The 16,937-nt window shown below is 58.5% G+C and carries 15 protein-coding genes; 12 read left to right on the top strand and 3 right to left on the bottom strand.

Going from position 1 to position 16,937, the window contains the following annotated elements:
• The first annotated feature begins 13 nt into the window (after window positions 1-13).
• The 11 genes from FFS64_RS08900 (at window position 14) to FFS64_RS08850 (ending at window position 14,206) form a co-directional block, all read left to right on the top strand.
• Window positions 14-2,812, top strand: a complete 2,799-nt coding sequence (locus tag FFS64_RS08900; RefSeq protein ID WP_137805056.1) for an LPS-assembly protein LptD — start codon at window positions 14-16, stop codon at window positions 2,810-2,812.
• The gene (surA, locus tag FFS64_RS08895; protein WP_137805055.1) at window positions 2,793-4,109 is read left to right on the top strand and encodes a peptidylprolyl isomerase SurA; all 1,317 of its coding nucleotides are present in this window, start codon (window positions 2,793-2,795) and stop codon (window positions 4,107-4,109) included. Before FFS64_RS08900 ends, surA begins: the two co-directional genes overlap by 20 nt.
• Window positions 4,106-5,095, top strand: a complete 990-nt coding sequence (gene pdxA / locus FFS64_RS08890; protein ID WP_137805054.1) for a 4-hydroxythreonine-4-phosphate dehydrogenase PdxA — start codon at window positions 4,106-4,108, stop codon at window positions 5,093-5,095. The genes surA and pdxA overlap by 4 nt, the downstream gene beginning before the upstream one ends.
• Window positions 5,092-5,910, top strand: a complete 819-nt coding sequence (gene rsmA / locus FFS64_RS08885; protein WP_095195848.1) for a 16S rRNA (adenine(1518)-N(6)/adenine(1519)-N(6))-dimethyltransferase RsmA — start codon at window positions 5,092-5,094, stop codon at window positions 5,908-5,910. Before pdxA ends, rsmA begins: the two co-directional genes overlap by 4 nt.
• 123 nt (window positions 5,911-6,033) lie before the next feature.
• The gene (gene apaG, locus FFS64_RS08880; protein ID WP_137805053.1) at window positions 6,034-6,414 is read left to right on the top strand and encodes a Co2+/Mg2+ efflux protein ApaG; all 381 of its coding nucleotides are present in this window, start codon (window positions 6,034-6,036) and stop codon (window positions 6,412-6,414) included.
• Window positions 6,414-7,298 (top strand): symmetrical bis(5'-nucleosyl)-tetraphosphatase, encoded by an 885-nt coding sequence (locus FFS64_RS08875; RefSeq protein ID WP_137805052.1) that lies wholly within the window; start codon window positions 6,414-6,416, stop codon window positions 7,296-7,298. The genes apaG and FFS64_RS08875 overlap by 1 nt, the downstream gene beginning before the upstream one ends.
• A gap of 33 nt (window positions 7,299-7,331) precedes the next feature.
• A complete protein-coding gene (glpE, locus tag FFS64_RS08870; RefSeq protein ID WP_137805051.1) occupies window positions 7,332-7,661 on the top strand; it encodes a thiosulfate sulfurtransferase GlpE in 330 nt (109 codons plus the stop codon).
• A gap of 297 nt (window positions 7,662-7,958) precedes the next feature.
• Complete coding sequence (locus tag FFS64_RS08865) at window positions 7,959-9,881, top strand: PrkA family serine protein kinase (protein WP_095195852.1); 1,923 nt, start codon at window positions 7,959-7,961, stop codon at window positions 9,879-9,881.
• A 201-nt stretch (window positions 9,882-10,082) separates the two neighbouring features.
• Window positions 10,083-11,354: a YeaH/YhbH family protein gene (locus FFS64_RS08860; protein WP_137805050.1), complete on the top strand. Its 1,272-nt coding sequence runs from the start codon at window positions 10,083-10,085 to the stop codon at window positions 11,352-11,354.
• On the top strand, window positions 11,351-12,913 hold the full coding sequence (locus tag FFS64_RS08855; RefSeq protein WP_095195854.1) for a SpoVR family protein: 1,563 nt from the start codon (window positions 11,351-11,353) through the stop codon (window positions 12,911-12,913). Before FFS64_RS08860 ends, FFS64_RS08855 begins: the two co-directional genes overlap by 4 nt.
• Window positions 12,914-12,976: 63 nt before the next feature.
• Window positions 12,977-14,206: a multifunctional CCA addition/repair protein gene (locus tag FFS64_RS08850; RefSeq protein ID WP_137805049.1), complete on the top strand. Its 1,230-nt coding sequence runs from the start codon at window positions 12,977-12,979 to the stop codon at window positions 14,204-14,206.
• Window positions 14,207-14,285: 79 nt separating this feature from the next.
• On the opposite strand, the gene folK is transcribed toward FFS64_RS08850, so the two are convergent.
• Both folK and folB read right to left on the bottom strand, forming a co-directional pair.
• The gene (gene folK, locus FFS64_RS08845; RefSeq protein WP_137805048.1) at window positions 14,286-14,804 is read right to left on the bottom strand and encodes a 2-amino-4-hydroxy-6-hydroxymethyldihydropteridine diphosphokinase; all 519 of its coding nucleotides are present in this window, start codon (window positions 14,802-14,804) and stop codon (window positions 14,286-14,288) included.
• On the bottom strand, window positions 14,795-15,151 hold the full coding sequence (folB, locus tag FFS64_RS08840) for a dihydroneopterin aldolase (protein WP_008051601.1): 357 nt from the start codon (window positions 15,149-15,151) through the stop codon (window positions 14,795-14,797). Before folB ends, folK begins: the two co-directional genes overlap by 10 nt.
• Before the next feature lie 75 nt (window positions 15,152-15,226).
• On the opposite strand from folB, the gene plsY reads away from it, so the two are divergent.
• Window positions 15,227-15,796 (top strand): glycerol-3-phosphate 1-O-acyltransferase PlsY, encoded by a 570-nt coding sequence (gene plsY, locus FFS64_RS08835; protein ID WP_137805047.1) that lies wholly within the window; start codon window positions 15,227-15,229, stop codon window positions 15,794-15,796.
• A 23-nt stretch (window positions 15,797-15,819) separates the two neighbouring features.
• Here the strand turns inward: plsY and tsaD are convergent, their stop codons facing one another.
• A complete protein-coding gene (gene tsaD, locus FFS64_RS08830; protein ID WP_137805046.1) occupies window positions 15,820-16,845 on the bottom strand; it encodes a tRNA (adenosine(37)-N6)-threonylcarbamoyltransferase complex transferase subunit TsaD in 1,026 nt (341 codons plus the stop codon).
• Window positions 16,846-16,937: the final 92 nt, after the last annotated feature.

The raw sequence follows: 16,937 nt of genomic DNA, 5'->3' as shown, positions 1-16,937 counted from the left end.
CCGGACTAATAAGATGGCATTGAAATCCCCCGCGTTTCGTAAAAAATTTCCGTTGTTGGTAACCGGCAGTCTGCTGGCCTTGCAACCACTAGCCACTTCCTTCGTGGTCGCCGCGGAACAGTATGACTGCTCAGTCTCTGCTTCGGGTGCCTGGGACTGTGCACCTAAAAAACCGGCCGCAGCCTTGCCTCCGCGTCCCGTCCATGACGGTAGCGCAGTCTCCGCAACCGGCGAAACCCCGGCCGAAAGCGGTTCCAGTGAAGACACTGGCGCCAAGCCCGTGCTGGTTACCGAGTCCAAGGGCCGCGGTCTGAAGTCGCGTAGCGAAGACTACAGCCACCTCGATTGGGTTCCCCGCGAACAACTCACTGCAGCACAGCTGGCCGAAACCGGCCCTTACTGCTCCGGTTCCTATATCGAACCGATTCGTCCTGGCATGAATGACAAGACGAGCAAAAGTGACGCGCCAACCTTTATCGGCGCAAAAGCTTCTCGCTATAAGCAGGATGAGCAAGTCGCCACCCTGGCCGGTGACGTGGTCATGCGCCAGGGCAGCATGCAGGTCGAAGCCGACGAAGCCAACCTTTACCAGGCAGAGAGCCGTGGCGAACTGGCCGGCAACGTGCGCATTCGCGACAACGGTGCGCTGATCGTCGGCGACCATGCCGACGTGCAGCTCGATACCGGTGAAGCCAAGGTCGACAACGCTGAATACGTGATGCACAAATCCCGTATCCGCGGTAACGCGCTATACGCCAAACGTGCCGAAAACGCGATCATCCGCCTCAAGGATGGTACGTACACCACGTGCGAACCGAACAGCAACGCCTGGCAGCTCAAGGGCAACAACATCACCCTGAACCCGGCCACCGGCTTCGGTACCGCGACCAACGTGACCCTGCGGGTCAAGGACTTCCCGGTCCTGTATACGCCGTACATCTACTTCCCGATCGACGACCGCCGTCAGTCCGGTTTCCTGCCGCCGACCATCGGCACCGGCAGCGATACTGGCTTCCTGCTCGTCACGCCGTACTACTTCAACCTGGCACCGAACTACGATGCCACGTTGTATCCGCGCTACATGAGCAAGCACGGCCTGTTGATGGAAGGCGAATTCCGCTACCTGACCAAGTCCACCGAAGGTCAGTTCGGCGCGGCGTACCTCAACGACGAAGACAACGAGCGTGAGCTGCAGAGCGACTACGACAAAACGCGCTACATGTACAACTGGCAACACAAGGGCGGCCTCGATTCGCGCGTCTTCACGCAAGTCGACTACACCAAGATCAGCGATCCTTACTACTTCCAGGATTTGCAGACCGATCAGATCGGTGTGACAAGCTCCGACTACGTGAACCAGCAAGGTTCTGTCAGCTATCGCGGCGACAGCTACACCGCGCGTATCAACGCACAGGCTTATCAACTGGCGACCGTGTCGAACATCACGCCGTATGACCGCTTGCCGCAGATCACCTTCAATGGTCAACTGCCTTACCACCCTGGCGGGCTTGATTTCGACTACCAGACTGAAATCGTCCGGTTCGAGCGAGATCTGAGGGATGGAGATTACGTTAACGAGGATGGCACTGTTGAGCCACGCCTCGATAACAACATTTTTGGTCTGGCGCGTGCCAACGGTAACCGCTTGAATGTCGCACCAGCAGTGAGCTTGCCATTGGACTGGACGTACGGTTTCCTGAAACCATCGCTCAAGTATCAATACACTCAATACGATCTGGACCTGGATAGCCAAGGCAAAGCCGACATCGCTATTCAGGGCGCTGAGGGTGACCGCCTGAATGGTACCTATAGCCGGAACCAGAATCGCGGCGTACCTATTGCCAGCATCGACAGTGGCCTGTATTTCGACCGCAACACCCAATGGTTCGGCAAGAACTATCGCCAGACCCTTGAGCCCCGCCTGTTCTATCTCTATGTACCGGAAAAGGACCAGGAAGACATTCCAGTGTTCGATACCGGCGAATACACCTTCAACTATGCGTCGCTGTTCCGCGATAACCGCTTCTCCGGCTCCGACCGTGTCGGCGACGAGAACAAACTGTCGCTGGGCGTGACCAGCCGCTGGATCGAAGACAACGGTTTCGAACGTCAACGCATCAGCGTCGGCCAGGCTTTGTACTTCAAGGATCGCGAAGTTCAGCTGCCGGGCATCGATGCGAAGACCCGCGAAGACGCGCACTCCGACGTGTCCCCTTATGCGCTGGAATACGAATACCGCTGGAACCGCGATTGGCGCGCGACCGCCGATTACAACTGGGACCCGGACAGCCGCAGCCCTCGCTCGGGCAGCGCGATGTTCCACTACCAGCCTGAAGACAATCCGAACAAGGTCATCAACGCCGGCTATCGCTATCGTAATGACCAGATCCGCTACGACCAGAACACCGGTCAATGGCAAGTGGGCGGCGGTGACTACGGCACCCCGGGCCAGCCTGGCTACGTGAAGGATTACTACAAGATCCAACAGCACGACTTCTCGGTGATCTGGCCGATCGTGCCGCAATGGAACGCCATCAGCCGTTGGCAGTACGACTACAACCGCAACCGTACACTGGAAGCCTTCGGTGGCTTCGAGTACGACAGCTGCTGCTGGAAACTGCGCCTGATCAACCGTTACTGGGTTTCCTATGACGAATTCAGTCAGGAAGCACCGCAAAACGAAAAAGGCGACCATGGCGTCTTCCTCCAAATTGTTCTGAAGGGACTCGGCGGCCTCACCGGCGCCAAGGTAGAGAGCTTCCTCGACAAAGGCATCCAAGGTTATCGTGAACGTGAAGACCAAGCTTTCTGATTGTCTGCGCCCGCTGTTGCTGGGCGCGCTGTTCCTGGGTACCGCGGCCAACGCCGCGGTACAGTCCATCGATAAAGTGGTGGCCATCGTCGACAACGACGTGGTCATGCAGAGCCAATTGGACCAGCGCGTTCATGAAGTTCAGCAAACCATCGCCAAGCGCGGTACTGCCGTGCCGCCGGCCAGCGTACTGGAGCAACAGGTGCTTGAGCGCCTGATCGTCGAGAACCTGCAACTGCAGATCGGCGAACGCTCCGGCATCCGCATTACCGATGAAGAACTGAACCAGGCTGTCGGCACCATCGCCCAGCGCAATAACATGACGGTCGATCAGTTCCGCCAGGCCCTGACTCGTGACGGCCTGTCTTATGACGACGCACGTGACCAGATCCGTCGCGAGATGGTTATCAGCCGTGTGCGCCAGCGCCGAGTGGCCGAGCGCATCCAGGTGTCCGAGCAGGAAGTGAAAAACTTCCTGGCTTCCGACCTTGGCAAGATGCAATTGTCCGAAGAGTTCCGCCTGGCCAACATCCTGATTCCTACGCCGGAAAGCGCCAACTCCGACGCAATTCAGAATGCCGCCAAGCAGGCTGACGCGGTTTACCAGCAGCTCAAGCAAGGCGCCGACTTCGGTCAGTTGGCCATCGCCAGGTCCGCCAGCGAAACGGCACTGGAAGGTGGTGACATGGGCTGGCGTAAAGCTGCTCAATTGCCACCACCGTTCGATCGCCTGTTGAGTACCATGGCCGTCGGTGATATCACCCAGCCGATGCGTACGCCAGGTGGTTTCATCATCCTGAAGATCACCGACAAGCGTGGCGGTGAAGCCCAGGTACGTGACGAAGTGCATGTGCGGCACATCCTGGTCAAGCCGAGCCCGATCCGCGACGAAGCGAAAACCAAGGCTCTGGCTGAGTCGCTCTACACCCGCATCGAAGCGGGCGAAGACTTTGGTGAGCTGGCGAAAAGCTTCTCGGAAGATCCGGGTTCTGCCCTCAACGGCGGCGACCTGAACTGGATCGACCCGAACGCACTGGTCCCCGAGTTCCGCGAAGTCATGGCCAACACCCCGCAAGGTCAGCTGTCCAAGCCGTTCCAGACGCAATATGGCTGGCACGTTCTGGAAGTCCTTGGCCGTCGTGCCACCGACAGCACCAACCAGGCTCGCGAGCAACAAGCGATGACCGTACTGCGCAACCGCAAATACGACGAAGAGCTGCAAACCTGGCTGCGTCAGATCCGTGACGAAGCGTACGTAGAAATCAAACTCCCTGGCGCCGACCAGGCAGCGCAGTGAAACCCCAACGTTTTGCGCTGACACCCGGCGAACCGGCCGGCATAGGTCCCGACCTGTGCCTGCTGCTCGCCTCGCAAGCCCAGCCACATCCCCTGATTGCCATTACCAGCTGCGACCTGCTCCTTGAGCGGGCCGCGCAGCTGGGTGTGGCGGTCGACTTGCTGCCGGTCACACCGGACAACTGGCCGGACGTACCCGCACCCGCCAACAGCCTGTATGTCTGGGACACACCGCTGAACGCCGGCGTCGTCGCCGGGCAACTGGACAAAGCCAATGCTGCTTTTGTTCTGGAAACCCTGACTCGCGCCGGCCAAGGCTGCCTGGACGGAGATTTTGCCGGGATGATCACTGCCCCGGTGCATAAGGGTGTGATCAATGAATCCGGAATCGCCTTCTCCGGGCACACGGAATTTCTCGCCGACCTGACCCATACCGCGCAAGTAGTGATGATGCTCGCCACTCGCGGATTGCGCGTAGCATTGGTGACCACCCACCTGCCCCTGCGCGAAATTGCCGATGCGATCACGCCAGAGCGCCTGGAGCGGGTCACGCGAATCCTGCACACCGACCTGCAGGAAAAATTCGGCATCGCCCAGCCACGTATCCTGGTGTGCGGGCTCAACCCCCATGCCGGTGAAGGTGGACACCTGGGCCATGAAGAAATCGATATCATCGAACCCACATTAGAGCGCCTGCGCGGCGAAGGCATGGACCTGCGTGGCCCTCTGCCCGCCGACACTCTGTTTACCCCCAAATATCTGGAGCACTGCGATGCAGTGCTGGCGATGTACCACGACCAGGGCCTGCCCGTGCTGAAGTACAAAGGCTTCGGCGCAGCAGTCAACGTGACCCTTGGCTTGCCGATCATCCGCACTTCGGTCGACCACGGCACCGCTCTCGATCTGGCCGGCAGCGGCAAAATCGACACCGGCAGCCTGCAAGTCGCCCTGGAAACTGCCTACCAGATGGCCGAGACCCGTTTATGACTGAGCAATACCAACACCGTGCGCGCAAGCGCTTCGGCCAGAACTTTCTGCACGATGCCGGCGTTATCGACCGCATCCTGCGCTCCATCCACGCCAAACCCGACGACCGGATGCTGGAGATCGGCCCGGGCCAGGGTGCGTTGACTCAAGGCCTGCTCAATAGCGGCGCCCAACTCGACGTAGTGGAGCTGGACAAAGACCTGGTCCCGATCCTCAATCAGCAATTCGCCGGCAGGGACAACTTCAACCTGCATCAGGGTGATGCGCTGAAGTTTGACTTCAATAGCCTGAACGCCGCGCCGAACAGCCTGCGCGTGGTCGGCAACCTGCCGTACAACATCTCTACACCGCTGATTTTTCACCTGCTGCACAACGCCCACCTGATTCGCGACATGCACTTCATGCTGCAAAAGGAAGTGGTCGAGCGTCTGGCGGCAGGGCCTGGCGGCGGTGACTGGGGCCGTTTGTCGATAATGGTCCAGTACCATTGCCGGGTGGAGCATCTGTTCAACGTCGGCCCGGGCGCGTTCAACCCGCCGCCGAAAGTCGATTCGGCCATCGTGCGCCTGGTGCCTCACGCCGTGTTGCCGCACCCGGCCAAGGACCACCGGTTGCTGGAGCGCGTCGTACGCGAAGCCTTCAACCAGCGTCGCAAGACCCTGCGCAATACCCTCAAGTTGCTGCTGAGCAACGCCGAAATCGAAGCCGCCGGCGTCGACGGCAGTTTGCGCCCCGAACAACTCGATCTGGCCGCCTTCGTGCGCCTGGCAGACAAACTCAGCGAACAACCCCTGCACAAGCCTGCGGACGCCTGAGAGGGTCGAAGCGTTATCGGGTAGGACACCAGCGCCCATGTCTGGTTTACTACCCGATACTTGGCCTAGACTGAACTCCATCAGCTACGCCCCGCGTCCCGCTTCGTTTTTAAGGCCTCTTGCATGTCCGATCCTCGTTATCAGGTCGACGTCAGCGTCGTCACCCGCTATCTGGCAGAACAATCGCAACCCGAACACGACCGCTTTGCCTTCGCCTACACCATCACCGTGCAAAACAATGGACTGATACCGGCCAAACTGTTGTCACGGCACTGGGTAATCACCGATGGCGACGGACATGTCGAAGAGGTTCGCGGTGCGGGCGTGGTTGGCCATCAACCGCTGATCGAGGCTGGCAAGAGTCACACCTACAGCAGCGGCACGGTCATGACCACCAAGGTGGGCACCATGCAAGGCAGCTATCAGATGATTGCCGACGACGGCAAGGAATTCGACGCCATCATTGCGCCATTCCGTCTCGCGGTGCCTGGAGCCTTGCACTGATGGCGACGTATGCCGTTGGCGATCTGCAGGGCTGCCTGGAGGCTCTGCAATGCCTGCTCAAACGAGTGGCGTTCGATCCCGCAAAAGATCGCTTGTGGCTAGTCGGCGACCTGGTCAACCGTGGTCCGCAATCGCTCGACACCCTGCGCTTCCTCTATAGCATCCGCGAATCGCTGGTTTGCGTACTCGGCAACCACGACTTGCACCTACTGGCCGCCGGGCAAAATATCGAACGCCTGAAGAAAGCCGACACCCTGCGCGAAATCATCGAAGCACCGGATCGCGCCGAGTTATTGGAATGGCTGCGCCAGCAAAAGCTCATGCATTACGACGAGCAGCGCAATGTCGCGCTGGTGCATGCCGGGATCCCGCCGCAGTGGTCACTGCGAAAAGCCCTGAAGTACGCCGCCGAGGTTGAGACCGCCCTGCGCGACGACAACCTGTTTCCGCCCTACCTTGACGGCATGTACGGCAACGATCCGGCAAAATGGGACAATGACCTCAAAGGCGTGACGCGACTGCGGGTGATCACCAACTATTTCACCCGGATGCGTTTCTGTACGGCCGAAGGCAAGCTGGACCTCAAGAGCAAGGAAGGTCTCGACAGCGCGCCACCGGGATACAAGCCCTGGTTCCTGCATAAGGAGCGCAAGACCAAGGACCTGAAAATCATCTTTGGCCACTGGGCCGCACTGGAAGGCAAAGTCCTCGAGCCAGGTATTTCGGCCCTCGATACCGGCTGCGTCTGGGGTGGTGCCTTGACCCTGATGAATGTCGACAACGGCGAACGCCTGTCCTGCAAATGCGATGAGCATGGCCATGCCACCAAACCTCCAGCCCCTCCACTCAATTCCGAACCATCGTCAGTCAGCGCCCCGCGCTAGACTGCGCTTTCATCCGAGCCACAGGAGCCCGCCATGAGCGAATTCAAACGCATCCCCCCGGAACAGGCCCATGCCCTGCGCGAACAAGGCGCGGTAGTGGTCGATATCCGTGATCCTGCCACCTATGCCGCCCTGCACATCAGCGGGTCGAAGCATCTGGACAATCATTCGATCTCGGATTTCATCCACGCTGCCGACCTGGAGGCACCGACCGTTGTGGTCTGCTACCACGGCAACTCCAGCCAGAGCGCTGCCGCTTACCTGATCAGCCAGGGCTTCTCCGACGTCTACAGCATGGATGGCGGTTTTGAGCTGTGGCGTACGACTTTTCCTTCGGAAACGGCGCAAGGCTCTTCCGAATAATTTTTTTGTAACGCGCAAGCCCCCGGCATGCGCGGGCTAGCGCGGTGGCAGACGAACGGTCTGCCACAACTAATTACGTATCTCGCCTTTACCTGCCAAATTCCCAACTATCCTTAAGCGCAGGCCATCCAAAACAGGGGAGAGCCGGTACACCGGCGCGCGGATCATCGGGAGTAGCTTTCGGAGTCGTCAGCTCCGAGAGAGTTCTGGGGGGTAAACAGCAACTGCCTGTTCGGTTGCTGCCAGCATCGACTGAGTGATCCGGCGTCGGCTCCACGTATCGAGCGAGGTGACGTCATGAGTATCTTTAGCCACTTCCAACAACGTTTCGAGTCCACACGCCAGGAAGAACTCACGCTGCAAGAGTATCTGGAACTGTGCAAACAGGACCGTAGCGCCTACGTTTCCGCCGCAGAGCGTCTGCTCCTGGCCATCGGTGAACCGGAGCTACTCGACACCTCGACCAACTCGAGGCTGTCGCGAATCTTTTCCAACAAGGTGATCCGCCGTTATCCGGCCTTTGAAGACTTCCACGGGATGGAAGAATGCATCGACCAGATCGTGTCGTATTTCCGCCATGCCGCCCAGGGTCTGGAAGAGAAGAAACAGATCCTCTATCTGCTTGGCCCCGTCGGTGGTGGTAAATCGTCCCTGGCCGAAAAGCTCAAGCAACTGATGGAAAAAGTGCCCTTCTATGCGATCAAGGGCTCGCCGGTTTTCGAATCGCCTCTGGGACTGTTCAACGCCACTGAAGATGGCGCAATCCTCGAGGAAGACTTCGGCATTCCACGGCGTTACCTCAACACCATCATGTCGCCCTGGGCAACCAAGCGTCTGGCTGAATTCGGTGGCGACATCAGCCAGTTCCGCGTGGTCAAACTGTATCCGTCGATCCTCAACCAGATCGCCGTGGCCAAAACCGAGCCGGGAGATGAAAACAACCAGGACATCTCGGCACTGGTGGGCAAGGTCGATATCCGCAAACTGGAAGAATTCCCGCAGAACGACGCCGACGCCTACAGCTACTCGGGCGCACTGTGCCGGGCCAACCAGGGCCTGATGGAATTCGTCGAAATGTTCAAGGCGCCCATCAAGGTGCTGCACCCATTGCTGACCGCCACCCAGGAAGGCAACTACAACAGTACCGAAGGTCTGGGGGCAATCCCGTTTACCGGGATCCTGCTGGCCCACTCCAACGAATCGGAATGGCATACCTTCCGTAACAACAAGAACAACGAAGCGTTCATCGACCGGATCTATATCGTCAAGGTGCCGTACTGCCTGCGGGTCAGCGACGAAGTGAAGATCTACGACAAACTGCTGTTCAACAGTTCGCTGGCAAAAGCCCATTGCGCGCCCGATACCTTGAAAATGCTCGCTCAGTTCACCGTGCTTTCTCGCCTGAAGGAACCGGAAAACTCCAACATCTACTCCAAGATGCGCGTGTACGACGGCGAAAATCTCAAGGACACCGATCCGAAGGCCAAGTCGATCCAGGAATACCGCGACAATGCCGGTGTCGACGAGGGCATGAACGGCCTGTCGACCCGCTTCGCGTTCAAGATCCTGTCGAAGGTCTTCAACTTCGATCCGCACGAAATCGCCGCCAACCCGGTGCACTTGCTCTACGTGCTGGAACAGCAGATCGAACAGGAACAATTCCAGGCTGAAACCCGCGAACGCTACTTGCGCTTCCTCAAGGAGTACCTGGCGCCGCGTTATATCGAATTCATCGGCAAGGAAATCCAGACCGCCTACCTGGAGTCTTACAGCGAGTATGGCCAGAACATCTTCGACCGTTATGTGCTGTATGCGGACTTCTGGATCCAGGACCAGGAATATCGCGACCCGGAAACCGGCGAAATCCTCAATCGCGTGGCATTGAACGAGGAACTGGAAAAAATCGAAAAACCGGCCGGCATCAGCAATCCGAAGGACTTCCGCAACGAAATCGTCAACTTCGTATTGCGCGCCCGCGCCAACAACAACGGCAAGAACCCGACCTGGCTCAGCTACGAAAAACTGCGGGTGGTCATCGAGAAGAAAATGTTCTCCAACACCGAGGACCTGCTGCCGGTCATCAGCTTCAATGCCAAGGCCAGCAAAGAAGACCAGCAGAAACACAACGACTTCGTCACACGGATGGTCGAGCGGGGCTATACCGACAAACAGGTACGACTGCTGTCCGAGTGGTATCTGCGGGTCAGAAAATCGCAGTAACCCGCCACCGGCAAGACCGGTTGTCGTCAGCCCGAGGCCTGTTTGCACTTTTTCTGCTACACAGGCCTCAGGAAGGTGTTCGAAAGTCGGTAGCGAGGTTCAGGCAGTAACCACGGCGCTTGGGGGAGCGTGTACATCCCTTGGCACTCGGCGTGCTGCTTGATGGCTTGCCCCTTTCAGGACAGCTTCTAAGGAGCAGTCATGAGCTATGTGATCGACCGACGTCTCAATGGCAAGAACAAGAGCACGGTAAACCGTCAGCGGTTTCTGCGGCGTTACCGTGATCACATCAAAAAGGCTGTCGAAGAGGCGGTCAGCCGGCGCTCCATAACCGATATGGAGCACGGCGAGCAAATCAGCATTCCCGGCCGCGACATCGACGAGCCGGTGCTTCACCACGGCCGCGGAGGCAAGCAAACCGTGGTGCACCCTGGCAACAAAGAATTCACCAGCGGCGAACACATTGCCCGCCCACCGGGAGGTGGCGGCGGCAGAGGGCCTGGCAAGGCCGGTAATTCGGGCGAAGGGATGGACGAGTTTGTCTTCCAGATCACCCAGGAAGAATTCCTCGAATTCATGTTCGAAGATCTTGAGCTGCCAAATCTGGTCAAGCGCAACCTGACCGGCACCGATACCTTCAAGACTGTACGCGCGGGGATCAGCAATGAGGGCAACCCATCGCGGATCAATATCATCCGCACCCTGCGTTCAGCCCATGCACGGCGGATCGCCCTGTCAGGCAGCAGCCGGGCGAAACTGCGGGACGCCAAGGAAGAACTTCTGCGATTGAAGCAGGAAGAACCAGACAATTTCGGCGATATTCAAGAACTCGAAGCGGAAATCGAAAAACTCAGCGCGCGAATCCATCGTATACCGTTTCTTGACACCTTCGATCTCAAATACAACCTGCTCATCAAACAACCCAACCCCAGTTCGAAGGCGGTGATGTTCTGCCTGATGGACGTATCCGGCTCCATGACCCAGGCAACCAAGGATATCGCCAAGCGCTTTTTCATCCTGTTGTATCTATTTCTCAAGCGTAACTACGACAAAATTGACGTCGTGTTCATCCGCCACCACACCAGCGCCCGCGAAGTAGACGAGGAAGAATTCTTCTATTCACGCGAAACCGGCGGGACCATCGTATCCAGCGCCTTGAAACTGATGCAGGAGATCATGGCCGAGCGCTATCCAGCCAACGAGTGGAACATCTACGCCGCTCAGGCCTCCGACGGCGATAACTGGAACGATGACTCGCCGATTTGCCGCGACATTCTGATCAACCAGATCATGCCGTTTGTGCAGTACTACACTTACGTTGAGATAACCCCACGCGAACATCAGGCCCTGTGGTTCGAATACGAGCGCATCGCCGAAGCCTTTTCTGACACTTTTGCCCAGCAACAACTTGTCTCGGCCGGAGATATCTACCCGGTCTTCCGTGAACTCTTCCAGCGCAGGTTAGTGACATGACCGCCAAAGAGCAGAAGCGCCAACCCATTTCCACCGGCTCCGAATGGACTTTCGAGCTGATCCAGGCCTACGACCGCGAAATCAGTCGTCTCGCGGCCCGCTATGCGCTCGACACTTACCCCAACCAGATTGAAGTGATCACAGCTGAACAGATGATGGACGCTTACGCCTCCGTCGGCATGCCGCTGGGTTATCACCATTGGTCCTATGGCAAACACTTCCTCAGCACAGAGAAGTCCTACACCCGCGGCCAGATGGGGCTGGCCTACGAGATCGTCATCAACTCAGACCCGTGCATCGCCTATCTGATGGAAGAAAACACCATCTGCATGCAGGCGCTGGTCGTGGCGCATGCCTGCTATGGGCACAACAGCTTTTTCAAGGGCAATTACCTGTTTCGAACCTGGACCGATGCCAGCTCGATCATCGATTACCTGGTGTTCGCCAAGCAGTACATCATGCAATGTGAAGAGCGCCATGGCATCGACGCGGTCGAGGATCTTCTCGATTCCTGCCACGCCCTGATGAACTACGGGGTCGACCGTTACAAACGGCCTTATCCGATTTCCGCCGAAGAGGAACGTCGCCGGCAGAAGGACCGGGAAGAACATCTGCAGAAACAGATCAATGATTTGTGGCGGACCATTCCAAAAGGCGCGGACAAGTACAGCGACAAGGACAATGCGCGCTTCCCCGCCGAACCGCAGGAAAACATCCTCTATTTCATCGAAAAACACGCGCCGTTACTGGAGCCGTGGCAGAGGGAAATCGTGCGGATCGTGCGCAAGATCGCCCAGTATTTTTATCCACAGCGCCAGACCCAGGTCATGAACGAAGGCTGGGCAACGTTCTGGCATTACACGCTGATGAACGACCTGTATGACGAAGGTCTCGTCACCGATGGCTTCATGATGGAGTTTCTGACCTCCCATACCAGCGTTGTCTTTCAGCCTGGGTTCGACAGCCCCTATTACAGTGGAATCAACCCTTACACTTTGGGGTTCGCCATGTACCGCGACATCCGTCGCATGTGCGAAGAGCCTACGGAAGAAGATCGCCGCTGGTTCCCGGAAATTGCCGGTACCGACTGGTTATCGACCATCAAGTTCGCCATGAGTAGCTTCAAGGATGAGAGCTTCATCCTGCAGTACCTGTCACCCAAAGTGATCCGCGACCTGAAGTTGTTCAGCATTCTCGACGACGACCAGAAGGACGATCTGCTGGTCCCGGCGATTCATGACGAGGGCGGCTACCGGATCATTCGTGAAACCCTGGCAGCCCAGTACAACCTGGGCAATCGCGAGCCCAACATACAGATCTACAGCATTGACCGCCGCGGCGACCGCTCACTGACACTGCGCCATCAGCAACACGACCGCAAACCATTGGGGGATTCCACCGAGGAAGTACTCAAGCACCTGCACCGCCTGTGGGGCTTCGACATTCATCTGGAGACCCTGCAAGGGGATCAGGTGATGAAAACCCACCATGTTCCCCCAAGAAGCGAACACAGCGAGGGGGATTACGGGCGGCTGGACTTGGCCGTCATCCATCTTTGAGCCTGTTTGTGCCTCCGAAAGCCCGACGCAACGGTTATCCTGTCGAGCTAACGGAGGTTTTTTATGCGGATCTATAAAGTTGGCGGTGCAGTACGGGATCGCCTGCTGGGCATACCTGTCACTGACATTGACCGGGTCGTGGTTGGCGCCACCACCGAAGAAATGCTCGCCCGGGGCTTTCGCCCGGTTGGCGCGGATTTCCCGGTGTTTCTTCACCCAAAGACCGGCGAGGAATACGCCCTTGCCAGGACCGAACGCAAAAGCGGACGCGGGTATGGCGGCTTCACTTTTCACGCCAGCCCCGAAGTGACGCTTGAAGAAGACCTGATCCGCCGCGACCTGACGATCAACGCCATGGCCGAGGACGATCATCAGAACCTGACGGACCCTTATCACGGCCAGCGCGACCTTGAAGCGCGCATACTTCGTCACGTTTCCCCTGCATTCGCTGAAGATCCGCTCAGGGTTCTGCGCGTTGCCCGCTTTTCGGCGCGTTATGCCGAACTGGGTTTCACCGTCGCCCCGGAAACACTGGACCTGATGCGCCAACTCAGCGAATCAGGCGAGCTTGAAGCCCTGACGGCGGAACGCAGCTGGAAAGAAATTTCCCGCGCACTGATGGAAAGCCAGCCACAGGTATTCATCGAAGTGTTGCGCGCGTGCGGGGCACTCAAGGTGTTGATGCCGGAAATCGACGCGCTGTTTGGGGTTCCGCAACCCGAGACTCACCATCCGGAAATCGACACCGGCGCACACACTCTCAGCGTCCTGGAGCAGGCTGCAAAGCACAATCAGCCACTGACCGTGCGCTGGGCTTGCCTGCTGCATGACCTGGGCAAAGGACTGACGCCGCAGGAAGAGTGGCCACGGCACATTGCCCACGAGTTCAAGGGTCTCAAGCTGATCAAAGCGGTCAATGAGCGCTTCAAGGCACCCAGGGATTGCCAGGAGCTGGCGCTGCTGGTGGGCGAATATCACACCCACGGCCACCGCGCCCTGGAACTGAAACCATCGACTCTGCTGGAATTGCTGCAAAGCTTCGACGTTTACCGTCGCCCCCAACGGTTCGAGGAGTTCATTGCGGCGTGCGAGATGGACGCCCGTGGACGCAAAGGCCTGGAACAGAGAAGTTACCCACAGGCGGACTACTTGCGCGGAGCGGCGACGGCGGCTCGTAGCGTTGCGGTTCAGCCGTTGCTGGAGAAGGGATTCAAAGGTCCGGAGCTGGGCGAGGCGATCAAGCGTGAAAGACTCAGGGCGTTGAAGGCTTACAAGCAAGCCGCGTCGATTTGAAAGACTTCGCGAGCAGGCTCCCACACAGGGTTAGTGTAAATCTGTGGGTGCGAGCCTGCTCGCGAAGACGTCAGTCCGCTCACAACAAATTCGAAGGCGTCAGCTGCTCCCCATGCCACTCAAACGCCACCGGCGCCAACACCTGATCAATCTGCGCTTCACCCCACAGTGTCGCAAAGCTTTTGCCCACACCTGGATGCACCCGATCCGGCGCGATCAGCGACAGCGGCCACAACACGAAGGCATTTTTCAGAATTTCGGCTCGCGGCAGAATCAAGCCATCAAAGCTGCCCACCAGATCACCGAACAACAACACATCGATGTCCAGCGGCAAACCCTTGCGGTCTGGCGCATAGCGGCCATTGTCGGCTTCGATGAATTTCAGCCGGCGATCAAGCTCCATCAATGGCAAATCGGTAAAGGCCGACACCACGAAATTGAAAAACGGTCCGCTCTTGATCCCTACCGCCTGGCTTTCGAAGACCGGCGAACAATGGATATCCACGAGAAAACCCGCCAAGGCGTCCAGACCGGCCCGCAAATGGGATTCGCGCTCGATATTGCTACCGAGTCCGAGGTACACCTGAGTCAGCGACATCCGCGCTCGATCTCCACGCCCACGCCGCCGGTAGCGGCAGGAACAGCACCTGGCTTGGTCAGCTTGAGGCGCATCCAGGTGATCTTGAATTCACTCATCAGCACTTCAACCAGACGCTCGGCGAAGGTCTCGACCAGCTGGAACTGTGCCTGTTCGGCAAAGGCCTGGATGCGCGACGAAACGCTCGCGTAATCGAGTGCCAGGGTCAGGTCGTCGCCGGCTGCCGCCGGACGATTATCCCAAGCGAAACTCAGATCAAGACGCAAGCATTGTCGGATGCCTCGCTCCCAGTCGTAGGCACCGATCACGGTGTCGACTTCCAGGCCCTCGATAAACACTCTGTCCAAGCACTTTTCTCCGCTACACGACAAGGGCGCATTGCGCCGTTAGAATCAGGGCGTCCTCGCCCCGGAATAGTTAGCATGTTTTGGTTATTGGCGATCCTCGCCTACCTGCTCGGCTCTCTGTCCTTTGCCATTTTGCTCAGCCGCCTGACCGGTAACCCCGATCCGCGAATGAGTGGCTCGGGCAATGCCGGTGCCACCAACATGTTGCGTCTGGCGGGCAAGAAGCTTGCCATCCTGACCTTGCTCGGCGATTTCTGCAAAGGCCTGTTACCTGTGCTGATCGCCGGCGTTGCGGGCCTTTCGCTACAAGATCAGGCCTGGATCGGCGTCTGCGCCGTCATCGGCCACCTGTTCCCGCTGTACTTCCGCTTTCGCGGGGGCAAGGGTGTCGCCACCGCTGCCGGAATGTTACTGGGCCTGTATCCGCCTGCAGCGCTGCTGGCGGTCTGCGCCTGGTTGCTGACGTTCTACCTGACCCGAACCAGCTCGCTGGCCGCGCTCATCGCCACGCCATTGACCCTGCCGCTGCTGGCTTGGCAAGAACCGGCGGCGCTGCTACCCATGAGTACGCTCACGGCATTGATCGTCTGGCGCCATCGCGGCAATCTACGCGACCTGTTTGCCGGGCGCGAACGGCATTTTTAGATGCCGGACATGAGCGCCACTCATCACAACGCCGACAGCTGCTCCATTGGCCAGCGTGCCTGCACACTGATCGCCAGGCTTTCCTGCTGACCGGCCCTCAAGCGCTGGCAACCGGCAAAGGCAATCATTGCACCGTTATCAGTACAGAATTGCGGACGGGCATAAAAAACATCGCCTTTCATGTCGCCGAGCATTTTTTCCAAAGAAGCGCGCAAGGCCTTGTTGGCGCTCACGCCGCCCGCGATCACCAGACGCTTCATACCTGCCGCCTTAAGGGCACGCTTGCACTTGATGGTCAAAGTCTCCACCACGGCCTGCTGGAACGCCAGCGAGATGTCGCAACGGGCTTGTTCGCTGTCGTCCCCGGCGCTCACGCACTGCTGCCAGGTATTCAAGGCGAAGGTTTTCAAGCCGCTGAAGCTGAAATCCAGGCCAGGACGGTCACACATCGGACGCGGGAAGACGAAACGTCCTGCAACCCCTTGCTCCGCCAGACGAGCGATTTCCGGCCCCCCCGGATAATTGAGCCCCATCATCTTCGCGGTCTTGTCGAAGGCCTCGCCCGCGGCGTCGTCCAGGGTCTCGCCCAGAAGCGTGTATTGACCGATTCCGTCGACCTGCACCAACTGCGTATGGCCACCGGACACCAACAAAGCGACGAACGGAAATTCCGGTGGTTGCGACTCCAGCATGGGTGCCAGCAAGTGACCTTCCATATGATGCACACCCAGCGCCGGAATGCCCCAGGCAAAGGCCAGCGCCTGCGCGCAGGAAGCACCCACCAGCAATGCCCCTACCAGACCGGGACCGGCGGTGTAAGCGATGGCGTCGATCTCGGTTGGCACGCAGTCGGCTTCGGCCAACACCTGACGAATCAAGGGCAGCATGCGCTTGACGTGGTCGCGCGAGGCCAGCTCCGGCACCACTCCGCCATAGGCGCGGTGCAAGTCGATCTGACTGAACAGCGCGTCGGCCAGCAGGCCACGTTCACTGTCGTATAGTGCGACACCGGTTTCGTCGCAGGAGGTTTCTAATCCCAGTACTAGCATGGGTTTGCGCCTTGTTTAGGCTGAATTCGAAGGCGCGCATAATAGTCGCCGCGTGATGCCCCGACCAGCGGTTTTCGATCAGAGGCTTTGCA

Origin of the sequence: Pseudomonas sp. G(2018) (assembly GCF_005502415.1) — a bacterium.
Taxonomy (GTDB): domain Bacteria; phylum Pseudomonadota; class Gammaproteobacteria; order Pseudomonadales; family Pseudomonadaceae; genus Aquipseudomonas.
This window is presented reverse-complemented; position numbering and strand designations above follow the sequence as displayed.

Excerpts from the sequence above, each read along its gene's own strand:
- FFS64_RS08900 (WP_137805056.1), top strand. The coding sequence starts at position 14 with ATGGCATTGAAATCCCCCGCGTTTCGTAAAAAATTTCCGTTGTTGGTA.
- rsmA (WP_095195848.1), top strand. The coding sequence starts at position 5,092 with ATGACTGAGCAATACCAACACCGTGCGCGCAAGCGCTTCGGCCAGAAC.
- apaG (WP_137805053.1), top strand. The coding sequence starts at position 6,034 with ATGTCCGATCCTCGTTATCAGGTCGACGTCAGCGTCGTCACCCGCTAT.
- FFS64_RS08875 (WP_137805052.1), top strand. The coding sequence starts at position 6,414 with ATGGCGACGTATGCCGTTGGCGATCTGCAGGGCTGCCTGGAGGCTCTG.
- glpE (WP_137805051.1), top strand. The coding sequence starts at position 7,332 with ATGAGCGAATTCAAACGCATCCCCCCGGAACAGGCCCATGCCCTGCGC.
- FFS64_RS08865 (WP_095195852.1), top strand. The coding sequence starts at position 7,959 with ATGAGTATCTTTAGCCACTTCCAACAACGTTTCGAGTCCACACGCCAG.
- FFS64_RS08860 (WP_137805050.1), top strand. The coding sequence starts at position 10,083 with ATGAGCTATGTGATCGACCGACGTCTCAATGGCAAGAACAAGAGCACG.
- FFS64_RS08855 (WP_095195854.1), top strand. The coding sequence starts at position 11,351 with ATGACCGCCAAAGAGCAGAAGCGCCAACCCATTTCCACCGGCTCCGAA.
- FFS64_RS08850 (WP_137805049.1), top strand. The coding sequence starts at position 12,977 with ATGCGGATCTATAAAGTTGGCGGTGCAGTACGGGATCGCCTGCTGGGC.
- folK (WP_137805048.1), bottom strand. The coding sequence starts at position 14,804 with ATGTCGCTGACTCAGGTGTACCTCGGACTCGGTAGCAATATCGAGCGC.
- plsY (WP_137805047.1), top strand. The coding sequence starts at position 15,227 with ATGTTTTGGTTATTGGCGATCCTCGCCTACCTGCTCGGCTCTCTGTCC.
- tsaD (WP_137805046.1), bottom strand. The coding sequence starts at position 16,845 with ATGCTAGTACTGGGATTAGAAACCTCCTGCGACGAAACCGGTGTCGCA.